Here is a 13,354-nt window from a genome sequence, read left to right as displayed (position 1 = left end):
GACCAGGATCACACCTTGGCGCCTGCGGGCGCGGGTTCGGCGCGGGAGGGGGCCGGTGCGGGCCTGCGCACGTATACGGCCCAGGTCACCGCTGAGCACGCCGCGTAGCAGCCGAGGAAGGCGGTGAAGGCGGCGGTGCCGGTGCCCGAGCTCTGGAAGGACTGGCGGAAGGCGAGGTTGACGGCGAGGCCGCCGAGCGCGCCGACCGCCCCGACCAGGCCCATGGCCGCCCCCGAAAGGCGCCGCCCGTGCGCCGCGGCCGTCTCACCCGTCAGGCCGCGGGCGTACGCCTTCGCCTGGAAGATGGCGGGGATCATCTTGTACGTGGAGCCGTTGCCGAGCCCGCTCAGCGCGAACAGGGCGATGAACCCGGTGAGGAAGACGGGCAGCGAGGTGTGGACGGAGGCGTACAGGACGACGCCGGTGGCGGCGGCCATGGCGGCGAAGGTGCCCAGGGTGATGCGGGCGCCGCCGTAGCGGTCGGCGAGGCGGCCGCCGAGCGGCCGGATCACCGAGCCGATCAGCGGCCCGATGAAGGTGAGCGAGGCGGCCCCCAGCGGGGTGCGCCCGAACTGGGTCTGGAGCACCAGGCCGAAGGCGAAGCTGTAGCCGATGAACGAGCCGAACGTGCCGAGGTAGAGGAGGGCCATGATCCAGGTGTGCGCGTCGCGCAGCGCCTCCCGGACGGCCCCGGTGTCGTTGCGCACCGGCGCCAGGTTGTCCATTCCGAGGGCGGCGCCGAGCCCGGCGGCCACGATGAGCGGCAGGTACACGGCGAGCACGAGGCGCGGGTGTGCGGCGCCCGCCGTCGCGATGACGAGCAGCCCGACGAGTTGTACGACCGGTACGCCGATGTTGCCGCCGCCCGCGTTGAGGCCGAGCGCCCAGCCCTTCTCGCGCAGCGGGAAGAAGGCGTTGATGTTGGTCATCGAGGAGGCGAAGTTGCCTCCGCCGACGCCGGCCAGGGCCGCGACGAGCAGGAACGTGGCGTAGGAGGTGCCGGGCTCCATCGCGAACCAGGCGGCGCCGGCCGGGACCAGGAGCAGCAGGGAGCTGAAGACGCTCCAGTTGCGGCCGCCGAAACGGGCGACGGCGAAGGTGTAGGGGATGCGGGCGAGGGCGCCGACGAGGGTCGCGAGCGAGATGAGGAAGAACTTGCCCGCCGGATCCACGCCGTAGGCCGGGCCCATGAACAGGACCATGACCGACCACAGGCTCCACAGGGAGAACCCGATGTGTTCGCAGAACACGGACAGGACGAGGTTGCGCCGGGCGACGCGTGCGCCGCCCTCGCGCCAGAAGGTGTCGTCCTCCGGGTCCCACCGTTCGATCCAGCGGCCGGTCATCTTGCCTCCACGGTCGGTTCGCCTCTCGTGGGAGCGACCGTAGGAAGGGCGGGTTTCGGCCGCGTGCCGCCCGGTGACCGGGGTGCAACCGTGTGTTCACGCGGGGCGGGCGGCGGCGGTGAGACCGCCGCCCTGCCCTCGGGTCAGACGGGCCAGAGCCGTGGGCGGCGCTTGGCCGCCACGTCCTCGACCCAGCCGAAGCACAGCACGCACAGGCCGATGAGGACCCAGGTCACGGCGAGCACCGGCCACGAGCTGTTGAGGAACTCGCCCGCGCCCGCGAGCGCGTCGATGCTCCACAGGTCGTCCCAGACGGTGGCGGCGACCAGGATGCACAGGTTGTGCCACAGGTAGACCGTGACGGCTCGGGAGTTGAGCAGGGTGATCAGCCGGTCCCAGCGGCGCAGCGCGGCCGGCCACTGGGCCCACGAGGGGCTGATGTGGAGCAGCAGGAGCACCGACCCGAGCGACCACAGGGCCTGGGCGAGCGGGATCGAGTCGAGTTCGGTGGAGCCGGTGATCGAGAACCCGCCGTGCACCGCCCACCCGTAGCCGACGGCCATCACGATGGGCGCGAGTGACGGCACGAGATAGCCGGGCAGCTTCCGCAGGACTCCGGCCTGGTGGGCCATGCCGAGGATCCAGCAGGCGCCGAAGGTGGCGAAGTCGGTGAGCGCGGAGTCGATGCGCTCGGGAAGCCCGAGGTCGACGAACTCCAGGAGCGCGGAGAGCGCGACCGGCGCCAGGATCGTCGGCCACGCGGCGCGGCGGAGCATGGCCCGGAACAGCGGCGAGAGCAGCACGAACCACAGGTAGGCGCGCAGGTACCAGAGCGGTTCGGCGAGGTTGGCGCCCCAGTCGTCGCCGAGCACGTGGTGGATGCCGGGCAGGCCTGCGGCGTACGGCGGATCGCTGAGCGGGACCACCCAGAACAGCAGGTGCCCCCACCACCAGGCGGGGTGCCCTTCGGAGTCGGGGCCCCAGCCCTGGGCGAGCATGCCGGTGATGCCGACGGCGCCGAGCAGCCACATCGGCGGCAGGAGCCGGCGCAGCCGGCCGCGTACGACCTGGACGGCGGGACGCTTGAGGGAGCGGGCCATCAGGTTGCCGGCGAGCGCGAACATCACGCCCATGGAGGGGAAGGCGAGCGGCAGCCAGGCCCAGCCCATCAGGTGGTAGAGCACCACCCGGAACAGGGCCAGGGCGCGCAGGAAGTCGAAGTACCGGTCGCGCACGGGCGTCCGGGGTGCCGGGGCGGGCGGGGTCGCCGCCGCCTCCGGCACCTCCACGTAGGAGGTCATCGTGCGGCCTTCCGCTCGGCCGGGTTGCCCGGCGCCTCGACGACGCCGGTGCGGCGCAGCTTCTGCCAGCGCAGCCGGCCGCCGGTCACCGCGGTGATCCAGGACTGGAGCAGCACGACGTACATCAACTGCCGGTAGAGGACCTGCTGGAGGGGGAGCGAGAGGAGGTGGGTGAGGCGTTCCTTGTCGAGCCGGAAGGCGTACGCCGCGCACACCCCCTGGATCGCGAGGACGACGAGCCAGGCCACGATGGTCTGTTCGGTCTTGCCGAAGACGATGCCGTAGAGCAGGAAGATGTCGATGAGCGGCGCGAGCAGCGGCGCCACCACCATGAACAGGGCGACCAGCGGGAGGCCGACGCGGCCGAAGCGGCCGGACGCGCCGCGGTCCTTGATGGCGCCGCGGTGCTTCCAGATCGCCTGCATGGTGCCGTACGACCAGCGGTAGCGCTGCGACCACAGCTGCTGGACGGACTCGGGCGCCTCGGTCCAGGCGCGGGCGTTCTCGGAGTAGACCACGCGCCAGCCGTCGCGGTGGATGGCCATGGTGATGTCGGTGTCCTCGGCGAGGGTGTCCTCGCTCATGCCGCCGACCCGTTCCAGGGCCTGGCGGCGGAAGGCGCCGACCGCGCCGGGGATGGTGGGCATGATGCCCATCAGGTCGTACATGCGGCGGTCGAGGTTGAAGCCCATCACGTACTCGATGTGCTGCCAGGCGCCGATCAGCGAGTTGCGGTTGCCGACCTTGGCGTTGCCGGCCACGGCGCCGACGCGCGTGTTGCCGAAGGGCTGCACGAGTTCGCGTACGGTCGACGGCTCGAAGACGGTGTCGCCGTCCATCATCACGACGATCTCGTAACGGGCGTGCGCGATGCCGTTGTTGAGGGCCGCGGGCTTGCCGGCGTTCTCCTGGCGCACCACGCGCACATTGGGGTGGCCGAGCGCCTCGACGATGTCGGCGGTGCCGTCGCTCGAACCGTCGTCGATCACGATCACTTCGATCGGATGATCGCTCTCCATGAGCGAACGGACGGTGTTGGCGATGCATTCGCGTTCGTTGTACGCGGGCACGAGCACCGAGACCGGTTCGGTGACCGGCGGCCCCCACTGGAAGTCCTTCCTGCGGACCCTGCGGGCGTGCACGAAGGAGAGCACCAGCATCAGGCCGAAGCGGGCGAAGACCAGCACACCGATGATGGCGAGGCCGACGACGAGGAAGTCGGTGGTGTGCTCGGCGACCTGGACGGCGCCGACGAACGCCTCGCCCTTCCACAGGTCCATCCCGCTGACCGGAGTCAGCGCACTGGGCGCGCCGAGCGCGGTGGTGAGGTTGACGAAGGTGTACCCCGACTCCTGCATGTCCGGCAGGAACTTGTCGAGCGCGGCCACGGTCTGCGAGCGGTCGCCGCCGAAGTCGTGCATGAGCACGATGGCGCCCTTGTCGTCCTCCGGGGTGGCATTGTGGATGATCTTCTTGACGCCGGGGCGCTGCCAGTCCTCGCTGTCGGTGGAGTCGAGCGCCACGACGTAGCCCTTGCTGCCGACGTACTGGACGATCGGCCAGGTGTCGTTGTCCATGGCGTCGGCGAAGGAGGAGTACGGCGGCCGGAAGAGCGAGCTGTGCACGCCGGCGGCGCCCGCGAGCGCGAGCTGGTTCTCGGAGAGCTCCCGGTCGATGCGCGACTTGGACTGGTAGGACAGGTCGGGGTGGTTGAAGGTGTGCAGCCCCACCTCGTGGCCCTCGGCGACCATGCGCTTGATGAGGTCCGGGTAGCGCGAGGCGTTGGTTCCGGTGACGAAGAAGACGGCGTGCGCGTGGTACTTCTTCAGCTCGTCGAGGACCTTCGGGGTCCACGTGGGGTCCGGGCCGTCGTCGAAGGTGATGACGATCTTGTGGTCCGGGATCTGGAGGCTGACCGGCTTGGCGGGGTCGCGCGCGTCGATGACCGGACCGCCGTCGATGATCTTGTCCGGCACCCGGTCGGTGGGTGCGGGGTCGCGCACGCGGTGGTCCGCGGAGATCTCGCTGTGCACATAGCCGCGCAGCATCAGCATCGCGACGAGCGCGACGAGCAGCAGGAGCGGCAGCAGGTAGCGCATGGGCAGCCGCTTGCGCCGCGTCGGCCGCGGCTTGGCCTGGGTGGTTCTCATGGCAGGTGTCGTTACGCCTTCGGGCCGGTACGCCGTGGAGGCCGTACGGGGTTGGTGCACAGGGCCGCCGGTCCGGACCGCTGCGGGCGGTCCTGAAGGGCGGTGTTCGGACGCCGGACGAGCCGGCGGTGCTGCGCCGGACGGGCCGGCGAGGTGGAGTGCTGGGGGTGCGGTCCCGGCCGCCGTGGGCGGGGCGGGGCGGCGACGACGGCGCGTCGGGCGCCCGTCAGGCGCCGGTCGCGCCGCCGGAGGGCGAGACGACGTGGCCGGTCGGCCTGGTCGAGGCGCCGACGGACGGGGAGGCCTTGGTGTTCACCGGGCTGTGCCCCGTGACGGGGGTCGCGCTGTGCGAGCTCGCGGCGGACCGGGAGGACTTGGAGGCCTTGGGCGACGGCGCCTTGGGGGCGCTGTGCGTGGGGGCCACGATCTCCTTCGGGGACGCTTTGGGCCGCGGGGACTTGGCGGCCTGCGACGCGGTCGCGGTCGCCTTGGGCGGGGCCGTCACGGCGTCGGCCTTGCCGTCGGGGATGGTCAGGCCGGGGGCGCTGGCGCTTCCGCCGAGCAGCGATCCGACGAGCGCCACGGCGAAGCCGGTCGCGGCGAGCCCGAAGATCCAGCCGAGCCAGCGCAGCTTCTTGCCCCGGCGCCCGCTGGAGTCGACGAATACGGGCCGGTCGTGGCCCCGCTGGCTCGGGATGGCGGCGAGCGGCCGGAAGATGGGGATCTTCTGGGTCGCGGACCGCTCCACCGGCTCGGGCTCGGCCGCCCGTTCCGCCTGCGCGGGCTTGACCATCCGGTCCAGCGTCTCGGTCCTGACCGTCTCGGCCCTGACCGACTCGGTCCTGACCGGCAGGACCGCCGGCTCGCGCCCCGCCGTCGCCCGTTCGGGCGTCCGGTCGGTGGCCCGCTCGGTGGCCCGTTCCGTCGCCCCGGGCTTGATCAACTGCTCCGCGAAGACGCCGAGTTGCATCGTCGCGTCGTGCTGCGGGTGTCCCTTGGCGGTGTGACCGGTGCGGGTCTGACCGCCCGGCCCGTTCTCTATCCGACTGTCCATGTTCGTACGCACTCCCTGATGTGTTTCGCGGGTTGCGCGCACGACTCCCGGGCGCCACATCCGGAACAGGGAAACCCCACCCGTTCCTCGCGCCCCCACCATCCCGCCGCACCCGGGCGTTGAATGTAGCGCACGCCGCTGTGGACATGTGTTCACGTATCGCGTGATGTTCGCCTTAGGCGGCCCACATCCGGGGCATCGGCCATCATCAGGGACAAGTCGGGCTCGGGGAGCCAGCTGCCGGCGGGGCGCGTCAGCCATCCGTGCGCGGCCGACGCCTCGGCCGCGGCCCTGCGCAGGACGCGGACTCCGGGATGGGTGATCCCCTTGCGCCACACCATCGACACCGGCGAGAGCGGCACGGGCGCGGTCAGCGGACGCACGACCATGCCGGGCACTTCCATGAAGTCGGTACTGGCAAGCACCGACCAGCCCCGCTTGCGCACCACCCGTACGAACTCCTCCTCGCCCGCGATCTCCGGGAACGGAGCGGCCGCCTCGATGCCGCGGCCCGCGAAGAGCCGCCCGGCCAGGTCGGTCCACTCCAGGGTGGCCGGGTTGCCCGCCGCCACGTACAGCGTCTCGCCGGCCAGCGCCTCCAGCGCCACCTCGGCGAGGCGCGCGAGCCGGTGGTCCGCGTCGAGCAGCACCGCCATCCGCTCGAAGCGCACCGCCTGGTGGCCGAGGGCCGCGCGGACGGCCGGGTCGAGGCCGGCCACCCGGCCGAACGAGACGTCGAGCCGCCCGGCGAGGATCTCGGCGGCCGCGCCGGTGAGGCCGCTGATGAACCGGGCCACGAACTCGGCGCCCGGAGCCGCCGCGCGGGCCGCGGCGAGCACCCGCGCGCCGGTGCCCACGGGCGCCGAGACGTCGACCAGGAGCGGCCGCTCCCGGCCCTGATCCGTCCAGGCGTCGCGCAGTTCGTCGTGCGCGGCGAGCACCCGGCGGGCGTACGGAAGGAGCCGCTCCCCGTCGGGGGTGAGCGCCACGGCGCGGGTGGTGCGGATGAGGAGCTCGGCGCCCAACTCCCGCTCCAGGCGCCGGACATCGCGGCTCAGCGCCTGCTGGGCGACGAAGAGCCGGGCGGCGGCGCGGGTGAAGTGCAGCTCTTCGGCGACGGCGACGAAGCAGCGCAGCAGGCGGGGGTCGGCATCGCGGGGCACGCGGGCAGTCAACCGCACCGCGGGCGTTGACAACAAGAGTGCGTGAATGGGCGCCGATCAGGTGTTGGACCGCTTCGCGCCGCGCCGGAAAGGATTGGCGCATGCCGCATCCGACCCTCCTCCCCCGCCGCCCGAACCCGTACATATGCCTGTTCCGCACCCCCGGCGCCCGCGCCTTCACCCTGCCCAACCTCGTCGCCCGGCTCCCCATGGGCATGTTCGGCGTCAGCGCCGTGATCATGATCGCGGGGGCCCGCGGTTCGTACGGCCTCGCGGGCGCGGTCACCGCGACCGGGCTCGCCGCGACCGCGCTGGTCGCCCCCTGGACGGCCCGGCTCGTGGACCGGCACGGCCAGGCCAGGATCGCCGTGCCCGCCACGGCGGTCGCGGTACTCGGCTCGCTCTCCCTGCTCCTGTGCGTGCGCTTCGGCGCCCCGGACTGGACCCTGTTCGCCTCCTACGCCGCGACCGCCACCACCCCCAACACCGGCGGCATGTCCCGCGCCCGCTGGGCCCATCTGCACCGGGGCCCCTCGCCCCTCGACGCGGCAGCCCTGCACACGGCCAATTCCTTCGAGCAGGCCGCCGACGAACTGTGCTTCATGGTCGGCCCGGTCGCCGCCGCGTTCCTGTGCTCGGCACTGTTCCCCGAGGCCGGCACCCTTGTCGGGGCGGTCCTGCTGATGACGGGCGTGCTGCTGTTCGCCGCCCAGCGCACGACCGAGCCGCCCGCATCGCCGCGTACGGCCGGCTCCAACTCCCCTGTGCGTGCACGGGGGTTCGCGCCGCTGCTGGCCGTTTTCCTCGCCACGGGCGCGGTGTTCGGCGCGCTGGAGATCACGACCATCGCGTACGCCGACGGTCTCGGCCACCGCTCCGCCGCGGGCGCGGTGCTCGCGCTCCAGGCGGCCGGCTCGTGCGCCGCGGGACTCGCCTATGGCGCGGCGCGGCCCGCGCGCGACGTGGCGGGCCGGCTCGTCGGGTGCGTCGGCGCCATGAGCCTCCTGATGTGGCTGCCGCTGCTCACGGCGCGCTCCGGCGGACCGCTGCCCCTGCTCGCGGCGGCGCTGCTGTGCGCGGGCGCCGCCACCGCGCCCACCATGGTCACCGCCATGACGCTGGTGCAGCGGCTCACCCCGCCGGGGCAGTTGAACGAGGGCATGACCCTCGCCGTCACCGCGATCCTCGGCGGCATCGCGGCCGGCTCGGCCGTCGGCGGGCAGGTCGTGGAGCGAGCGGGCCCCGGGGTGGGCTACGTGGTCCCGGTCTGCGCGGCGGCCCTCGCCCTGGTGGTGAGCGCCGCCGGACGCGGGCGGTACGCTGCACCGCCCCGCTGATGAGCGGGACGTCCCCCCTTGAGTATGACCGTGTGTCAGGAAAGGCCTATCCCCATGGCCATGAAGAAGTCGACGATTCAGCGGCAGGTCGCCGAGGCGATCGCGCAGGCCAATCCCCAGGACCGCCCGATCGTCACGATCCAGGCGATAGCCGGCCCGAGCGTGTGGCTGATGAGCCTCATCGGCGTCATAGGCCAGGCCTTCCTGACGTACTACTTCGTCACCGTGACCCAGCAGGCCGTGCTGCTGCACCGGGCCAGCCGGATGAGCAACCGCCCGCAGGAGATCGTCACCGCGATTCCGCCGCACGAGGCGATGCAGATGATCAGCGACGTCCGCCGGAACACGCTGTGGAGCTCGTTCCGCTGCCAGCTGCCCGGCCAGCCGAAGCCGATCCGCATGAACGTGCACCGCATATGGCGCAACGAAATGGACCAGCTCCTCGGCATGCTGACCGGGCAGCCGACCGTCTGACCGGCAGGAGCGACGACAAAGGCCCGGCCGCTCGAAAGCGACCGGGCCTCTGCCTACATGGGGCGAGGGGGTCCGGACATCATCCGGATTCTCCTCGACGGTGGAGATGGCGGGAATCGAACCCGCGTCCAACGGTGCAAAAACAGGGCTTCTCCGTGTGCAGTTCGCTGCGATTTTCTCGGCCCCGGCAATCACGCGAACAAGTCGCCGACGGGCCCAGCCACTGTTTGATTTCCTTCTAAACCCCGTGACCGGGTCTAGAAGTTTAGTTCCCTAGCTGATGCCAGGATCCGGGTCGGGAACAGCCCCGGGCTGACACTTCGCAAGTCGCTACTTAGGCAGCGAGGGCGAAGGAATCGCGCTTGGTGTTGGCGATTATTGTTTGCGACATATGGTTTACGAGATCATTGTCGCTTCCTCGACACGCTTCCCCTGCTTCGACATCCGCTGTCGAAACCGATCATCCCCATGTGGTGTTTCCAAAACGCGCACCCGCTGTGAGGTGCACGGCCCATCGTACGTGACCAACGGCCGACGGTGCCAGCTTATTCCGGGCGGGCCTGGCGAAGGCTCGCCCGCTCCTTGCGCTTGACCGCCGAGATGGCGCGGTCCGTCTCGCGCCGGTCCTGCTTCTCGCGCAGGGTCTGCCGCTTGTCGTACTCCTTCTTGCCCTTGGCCAGCGCGATCTCGATCTTGGCGCGGCCGTCCTTGAAGTAGAGCGCGAGGGGCACGATCGTGTGACCCGACTCCCCCGACTTCGACTCCAGCTTGTCGATCTCGGCACGGTGCAGCAGCAGCTTCCGCTTGCGCCGCGCGCTGTGGTTGGTCCACGTGCCCTGCGCGTACTCCGGCACGTGCACGTTGTGCAGCCACGCCTCGCCACCGTCGATCTGCACGAACCCGTCGACCAGCGACGCCCGGCCCTGCCGCAGCGACTTCACCTCGGTGCCGGTGAGCACGAGACCGCACTCGTAGGTGTCGATGACGAGGTAGTCGTGCCGTGCCTTCTTGTTCTGCGCGACGATCTTGCGCTTGCTGTCCTTCTCTTTGTCCTTGCCCGTGTTCTTAGCCATAGTGCGGCCATTTTCTCACCCCCGCGCAAGCGGTTTACGTCGCGCCGCCGAGGCCGCTCAGAACCGTCTCGGCGTGTTCGAGGGCGTGCTCGGTGACGGGCAGGTCCGGGGTGATGCCCGAGCCGTCGAGGCCGTGCCCGGCCGGGGTGCGGTAGTGGCCCACGGTCAGCTCGGCCACCGATCCGCCCGGCAGCCCGGTGGGCATCTGGACCGAGCCCTTGCCAAAGGTGCGCGAGCCGACGGTGACCGCCCGGCCGCGGTCCTGGAGCGCGCCGGTCAGCAGCTCGGCCGCGCTCATGGTGCCGCCGTCGATCAGCACGACCAGGGGCCTCGCGCCGTCGCCGCCGCCCTGCGCGTACAGAGCGCGCTGACGGCCGTGCACGTCGTACGTGGCGACCAGGCCGCCGTCGAGGAAGGCGGAGGCGGCGGCGGTGGCCTCGGTGACCAGGCCGCCGCTGTTGCCCCGCAGGTCGAGCAGGATCCCGGCGCCCTTCGGGGCCCGGCGCACCGCGTCGCGCACCAGCGCGCCCGAGCCCTTGGAGAAGGCGGCCACCTTGATCACCACGGCCTTGGCGGAGAGGTCGGTGACGGACACGTCGTGAGTGCCGAGGACCGCCCGGTCCAGCGTCCGGGTCCAGCTGCGCGAGCCCCGGCTCAGGCCGACCACGACCTTGCTGCCGGCCGCGTCCCCGCGGAGCCGGGCGACGGCGTCGGTGACGGGGCGGCCGTCCGCGGACCACTGGTCGACGCTGTGCAGGAAGTCCCCGGGCTCGATCCCGGCGCGGGCGGCGGGCCCGCCGGCCTCGACCCGGGTCACCTGGGTCCGTCCGTCGCCGGTCAGGGCGAGCCAGAGGCCGACACCGGTGTAGCGGCCTTCGAGGGCGTCCGCGTACTGCTCGTACTCCGCCTTGTCGTAGACCGCGCCCCACCGGTCCCCGCTGCGCCCGACCGCCTCCTCGGCGGCCCGGGTGCCCGACTTGCCGTCGGCCTCGGCCTCGGCGGCCGCGCGCGCCACGTCCTCGGCGGTGCGGTCGCCGCCGCGCGTCGTGTGCCCCTGCCGCGCGTCCACGCCCTGGGCGGCGGAGGCCCCGGCCGGTAACGCGACGGGCTCGCGCTCGGCGCCCGGCAGGCAGTTGGTGGCGGCCGCGGTCGCCAGAACGGTCACGAAGACCAACGCCAGAGCAGCCCCGCGGCGCACGCCGCGGGGCCTGGGACAGAGGTCCGGGCCGAGCATGGCGCCGAGTCTAGGACAAGCGTCGGGCGCCATAGGGGGTGTTGCTCCTATGGCGCCCGGGGCGTACGTCACACACGGGGTCGAGCCGCGGTCAGACCTTGAGGTACTTGCGCAGGGCCAGGAAGGCCGCCACCGCGGGCATCAGGACGCTGGAGGCGAGCACCAGCGGCAGCTTGGCGAGCACGGCGTCCCATCCGATGAACTTGATGAGGCTCAGGTTCTGCGCCAGCGACATGCCGTGATCGATTATGAAGTAGCGCGCCATGACGAGGAGTCCGGCCGCCCCGATGCCGCCGAGCAGCCCGGCGAAGGCGGCCTCCATGATGAACGGGGCCTGGATGTAGAAGCTGGACGCGCCCACTAGGCGCATGATGCCGGTCTCGCGGCGGCGGCTGAACGCCGACACCCGCACCGTGTTGACGATCAGCATCACGGCGACGATCAGCATGATCGCCATGACCGCGAGGGCCGCCGCGTTCATGCCGTTGAGGATCTTGAAGAGGGTGTCCAGGGTGCCGCGCTGGTCCTGCACCGACTCGATGCCGTCCCGGCCGGCGAAGGCGGTCGCCACGACCTTGTACTTCTGCGGGTCCTTGAGCTTGACCCGGAAGGACTCCGGCATCTGGTCGGGGGTGATGGAGCTGGCCATCGGGGTGGAGCCGTACTGGTCCTTGTAGTGCTTGTACGCCTCGTCCTGCGACTCGTACACCACGCTCTGCACGATGTCGAGCTTCTTGAGGTCGGCCTCTATGTCCTTCTTCTGCTGCGCCGTCACCGCGCCCTTGGCGCACTGCGAGACGGTCTCGGCGTCCGCCTTGTTGCACAGGAAGAGGGAGACGTTGACCTTGTCGTACCAGTAGTCCTTCATGCTGTTGACCTGGTCCCGCATCAGCAGCGTGCCGCCGAACAGGGCGAGCGAGAGGGCCACGGACACGACGACGGCGATCGTCATGGTCAGGTTGCGGCGGAGACCGACCCCGATCTCCGAGAGTACGAACTGGGCGCGCATGGCGACTATTTCAGCCTTTCAGTGCTCGACGAGTGCTCTACGGCGCTCAGTGCTGGTAGCCGTAGACGCCGCGCGCCTGGTCGCGTACGAGACGGCCGGATTCCAGCTCGATGACGCGCTTGCGCATCTGGTCGACGATGTTCTGGTCGTGGGTCGCCATGATTACGGTCGTGCCGGTCCGGTTGATCCGGTCGAGCAGTTTCATGATGCCGACGGAGGTCTGCGGGTCGAGGTTGCCGGTCGGCTCGTCCGCGATGAGCAGCATGGGCCGGTTGACGAAGGCGCGGGCAATGGCCACGCGCTGCTGCTCACCACCGGAGAGCTCACCGGGCCTGCGGTCCTCCTTGCCACCGAGTCCGACCAGGTCGAGGACTTGCGGCACGGCCTTGCGGATCTCGCCGCGCGGCTTTCCGATGACCTCCTGGGCGAACGCGACGTTCTCCGCGACGGTCTTGTTGGGGAGCAGTCGGAAGTCCTGGAAGACGGTGCCCAGTTGGCGCCGCATGTGCGGCACCTTCCAGTTGGAGAGCCGGGCCAGGTCCTTGCCGAGCACGTGCACCTGCCCCTGGCTGGCGCGCTCTTCACGCAGGACGAGCCTCAGGAAGGTCGACTTCCCGGAACCGGACGAGCCGACGAGGAAGACGAACTCGCCCTTCTCGATGTCGAGGGAGACATCCCGCAGGGCTGGTCGGTTCTGCTTGGGATAGGTCTTGGAGACATTGTCGAATCGGATCACGGGTGCACCACGGGTCGGCCGGGAGTATAGGTGTGCGTGACCTTACGCGAACGGAACGAGCCCGCGCAGGCCCCGTCCGGGGATGCCCCTTATGTCCCCCGGGTCTCGGGGTGGGGGACGGCGTGAATCCGGCGGGGCGCGCCGAAACGCGCGGGAGCTGGCACAGTGGTAGGGGGAACGGTTGCGTTTCCCTGAGCGTTGAGCGGAGAGATAGCGGTTTGACTGCTGGATGCGTCGGCTCCGCCGCGCGGGAGGAGGACAGCGCATGACCTATGACCGATTGGTGTGCGCCAACTGCGCGGCGCCCGTGAGCGAGGGCCGCTGTAGCGTCTGCCGGGCGAACCGGGAGCGCCTCCAGCAGGAGAACCAGTGGGGTGGCCTCACCCCCGCCACGCTGATCACCCTGCTGATCGTGCTGGTCGGGGCCCTGGCCCTGCTGGCCCACCAGACCGTCTGAGACGGTCCTCACGTCGTTCG

General features: G+C 71.0%; 12 protein-coding genes and 1 other RNA gene. 3 read left to right on the top strand and 10 right to left on the bottom strand.

Annotated elements, in window-relative coordinates; translation table 11 throughout:
- Positions 1-8: 8 nt before the first annotated feature.
- The 5 genes from OG432_RS21240 to OG432_RS21220 form a co-directional block, all read right to left on the bottom strand.
- Positions 9-1,346 carry a nitrate/nitrite transporter gene (locus OG432_RS21240; protein WP_328312538.1) on the bottom strand — a complete coding sequence of 446 codons (1,338 nt, stop codon included), beginning with the start codon at positions 1,344-1,346 and terminating at the stop codon, positions 9-11.
- A gap of 143 nt (positions 1,347-1,489) precedes the next feature.
- Positions 1,490-2,647, bottom strand: coding sequence for an acyltransferase family protein (locus OG432_RS21235; RefSeq protein ID WP_328312537.1), 1,158 nt, complete (start codon positions 2,645-2,647; stop codon positions 1,490-1,492).
- Entirely contained in the window at positions 2,644-4,746 is a 2,103-nt protein-coding gene (locus tag OG432_RS21230) for a bifunctional polysaccharide deacetylase/glycosyltransferase family 2 protein (protein WP_328315185.1), read from the bottom strand. The genes OG432_RS21235 and OG432_RS21230 overlap by 4 nt, the downstream gene beginning before the upstream one ends.
- A 277-nt stretch (positions 4,747-5,023) precedes the next feature.
- Entirely contained in the window at positions 5,024-5,851 is an 828-nt protein-coding gene (locus OG432_RS21225) for a hypothetical protein (protein WP_328312536.1), read from the bottom strand.
- A 152-nt stretch (positions 5,852-6,003) separates the two neighbouring features.
- On the bottom strand, positions 6,004-7,014 hold the full coding sequence (locus tag OG432_RS21220) for a LysR family transcriptional regulator (protein WP_328312535.1): 1,011 nt from the start codon (positions 7,012-7,014) through the stop codon (positions 6,004-6,006).
- A 101-nt stretch (positions 7,015-7,115) separates the two neighbouring features.
- Between OG432_RS21220 and OG432_RS21215 the strand changes: the two genes are divergently transcribed.
- Both OG432_RS21215 and OG432_RS21210 read left to right on the top strand, forming a co-directional pair.
- Positions 7,116-8,351 carry an MFS transporter gene (locus OG432_RS21215; protein ID WP_328312534.1) on the top strand — a complete coding sequence of 412 codons (1,236 nt, stop codon included), beginning with the start codon at positions 7,116-7,118 and terminating at the stop codon, positions 8,349-8,351.
- A gap of 60 nt (positions 8,352-8,411) precedes the next feature.
- Positions 8,412-8,825, top strand: a complete 414-nt coding sequence (locus OG432_RS21210) for a hypothetical protein (protein WP_328312533.1) — start codon at positions 8,412-8,414, stop codon at positions 8,823-8,825.
- Between the two features lie 98 nt (positions 8,826-8,923).
- On the opposite strand, the gene ssrA is transcribed toward OG432_RS21210, so the two are convergent.
- The 5 genes from ssrA to ftsE all read right to left on the bottom strand — a co-directional run bounded on the left by ssrA (position 8,924) and on the right by ftsE (position 12,877).
- Positions 8,924-9,293: a transfer-messenger RNA gene (gene ssrA / locus OG432_RS21205) on the bottom strand.
- A gap of 77 nt (positions 9,294-9,370) precedes the next feature.
- Positions 9,371-9,898, bottom strand: coding sequence for an SsrA-binding protein SmpB (gene smpB / locus OG432_RS21200; protein ID WP_328312532.1), 528 nt, complete (start codon positions 9,896-9,898; stop codon positions 9,371-9,373).
- 34 nt (positions 9,899-9,932) lie between these two features.
- Positions 9,933-11,132, bottom strand: a complete 1,200-nt coding sequence (locus OG432_RS21195) for a S41 family peptidase (protein ID WP_328312531.1) — start codon at positions 11,130-11,132, stop codon at positions 9,933-9,935.
- Positions 11,133-11,223: 91 nt separating this feature from the next.
- Complete coding sequence (gene ftsX / locus OG432_RS21190) at positions 11,224-12,141, bottom strand: permease-like cell division protein FtsX (RefSeq protein ID WP_328312530.1); 918 nt, start codon at positions 12,139-12,141, stop codon at positions 11,224-11,226.
- Between the two features lie 46 nt (positions 12,142-12,187).
- Positions 12,188-12,877, bottom strand: coding sequence for a cell division ATP-binding protein FtsE (gene ftsE, locus OG432_RS21185; protein WP_267052939.1), 690 nt, complete (start codon positions 12,875-12,877; stop codon positions 12,188-12,190).
- A gap of 265 nt (positions 12,878-13,142) precedes the next feature.
- Between ftsE and OG432_RS21180 the strand changes: the two genes are divergently transcribed.
- Complete coding sequence (locus OG432_RS21180) at positions 13,143-13,334, top strand: hypothetical protein (RefSeq protein WP_328312529.1); 192 nt, start codon at positions 13,143-13,145, stop codon at positions 13,332-13,334.
- Positions 13,335-13,354 lie beyond the last annotated feature (20 nt).

The organism is Streptomyces sp. NBC_00442 (genome assembly GCF_036014195.1).
GTDB lineage: Bacteria > Actinomycetota > Actinomycetes > Streptomycetales > Streptomycetaceae > Streptomyces.
Note: the sequence above shows the minus strand (reverse complement) of the source record. Positions and strands in the feature narration are given on the sequence as shown.

Coding starts and splice junctions, on each gene's coding strand:
- OG432_RS21240 (WP_328312538.1), bottom strand. CDS start 1,346: ATGACCGGCCGCTGGATCGAACGGTGGGACCCGGAGGACGACACCTTC.
- OG432_RS21235 (WP_328312537.1), bottom strand. CDS start 2,647: ATGACCTCCTACGTGGAGGTGCCGGAGGCGGCGGCGACCCCGCCCGCC.
- OG432_RS21230 (WP_328315185.1), bottom strand. CDS start 4,746: ATGCGCTACCTGCTGCCGCTCCTGCTGCTCGTCGCGCTCGTCGCGATG.
- OG432_RS21225 (WP_328312536.1), bottom strand. CDS start 5,851: ATGGACAGTCGGATAGAGAACGGGCCGGGCGGTCAGACCCGCACCGGT.
- OG432_RS21215 (WP_328312534.1), top strand. CDS start 7,116: ATGCCGCATCCGACCCTCCTCCCCCGCCGCCCGAACCCGTACATATGC.
- OG432_RS21210 (WP_328312533.1), top strand. CDS start 8,412: ATGAAGAAGTCGACGATTCAGCGGCAGGTCGCCGAGGCGATCGCGCAG.
- smpB (WP_328312532.1), bottom strand. CDS start 9,898: ATGGCTAAGAACACGGGCAAGGACAAAGAGAAGGACAGCAAGCGCAAG.
- OG432_RS21195 (WP_328312531.1), bottom strand. CDS start 11,132: ATGCTCGGCCCGGACCTCTGTCCCAGGCCCCGCGGCGTGCGCCGCGGG.
- ftsX (WP_328312530.1), bottom strand. CDS start 12,141: ATGCGCGCCCAGTTCGTACTCTCGGAGATCGGGGTCGGTCTCCGCCGC.
- OG432_RS21180 (WP_328312529.1), top strand. CDS start 13,143: ATGACCTATGACCGATTGGTGTGCGCCAACTGCGCGGCGCCCGTGAGC.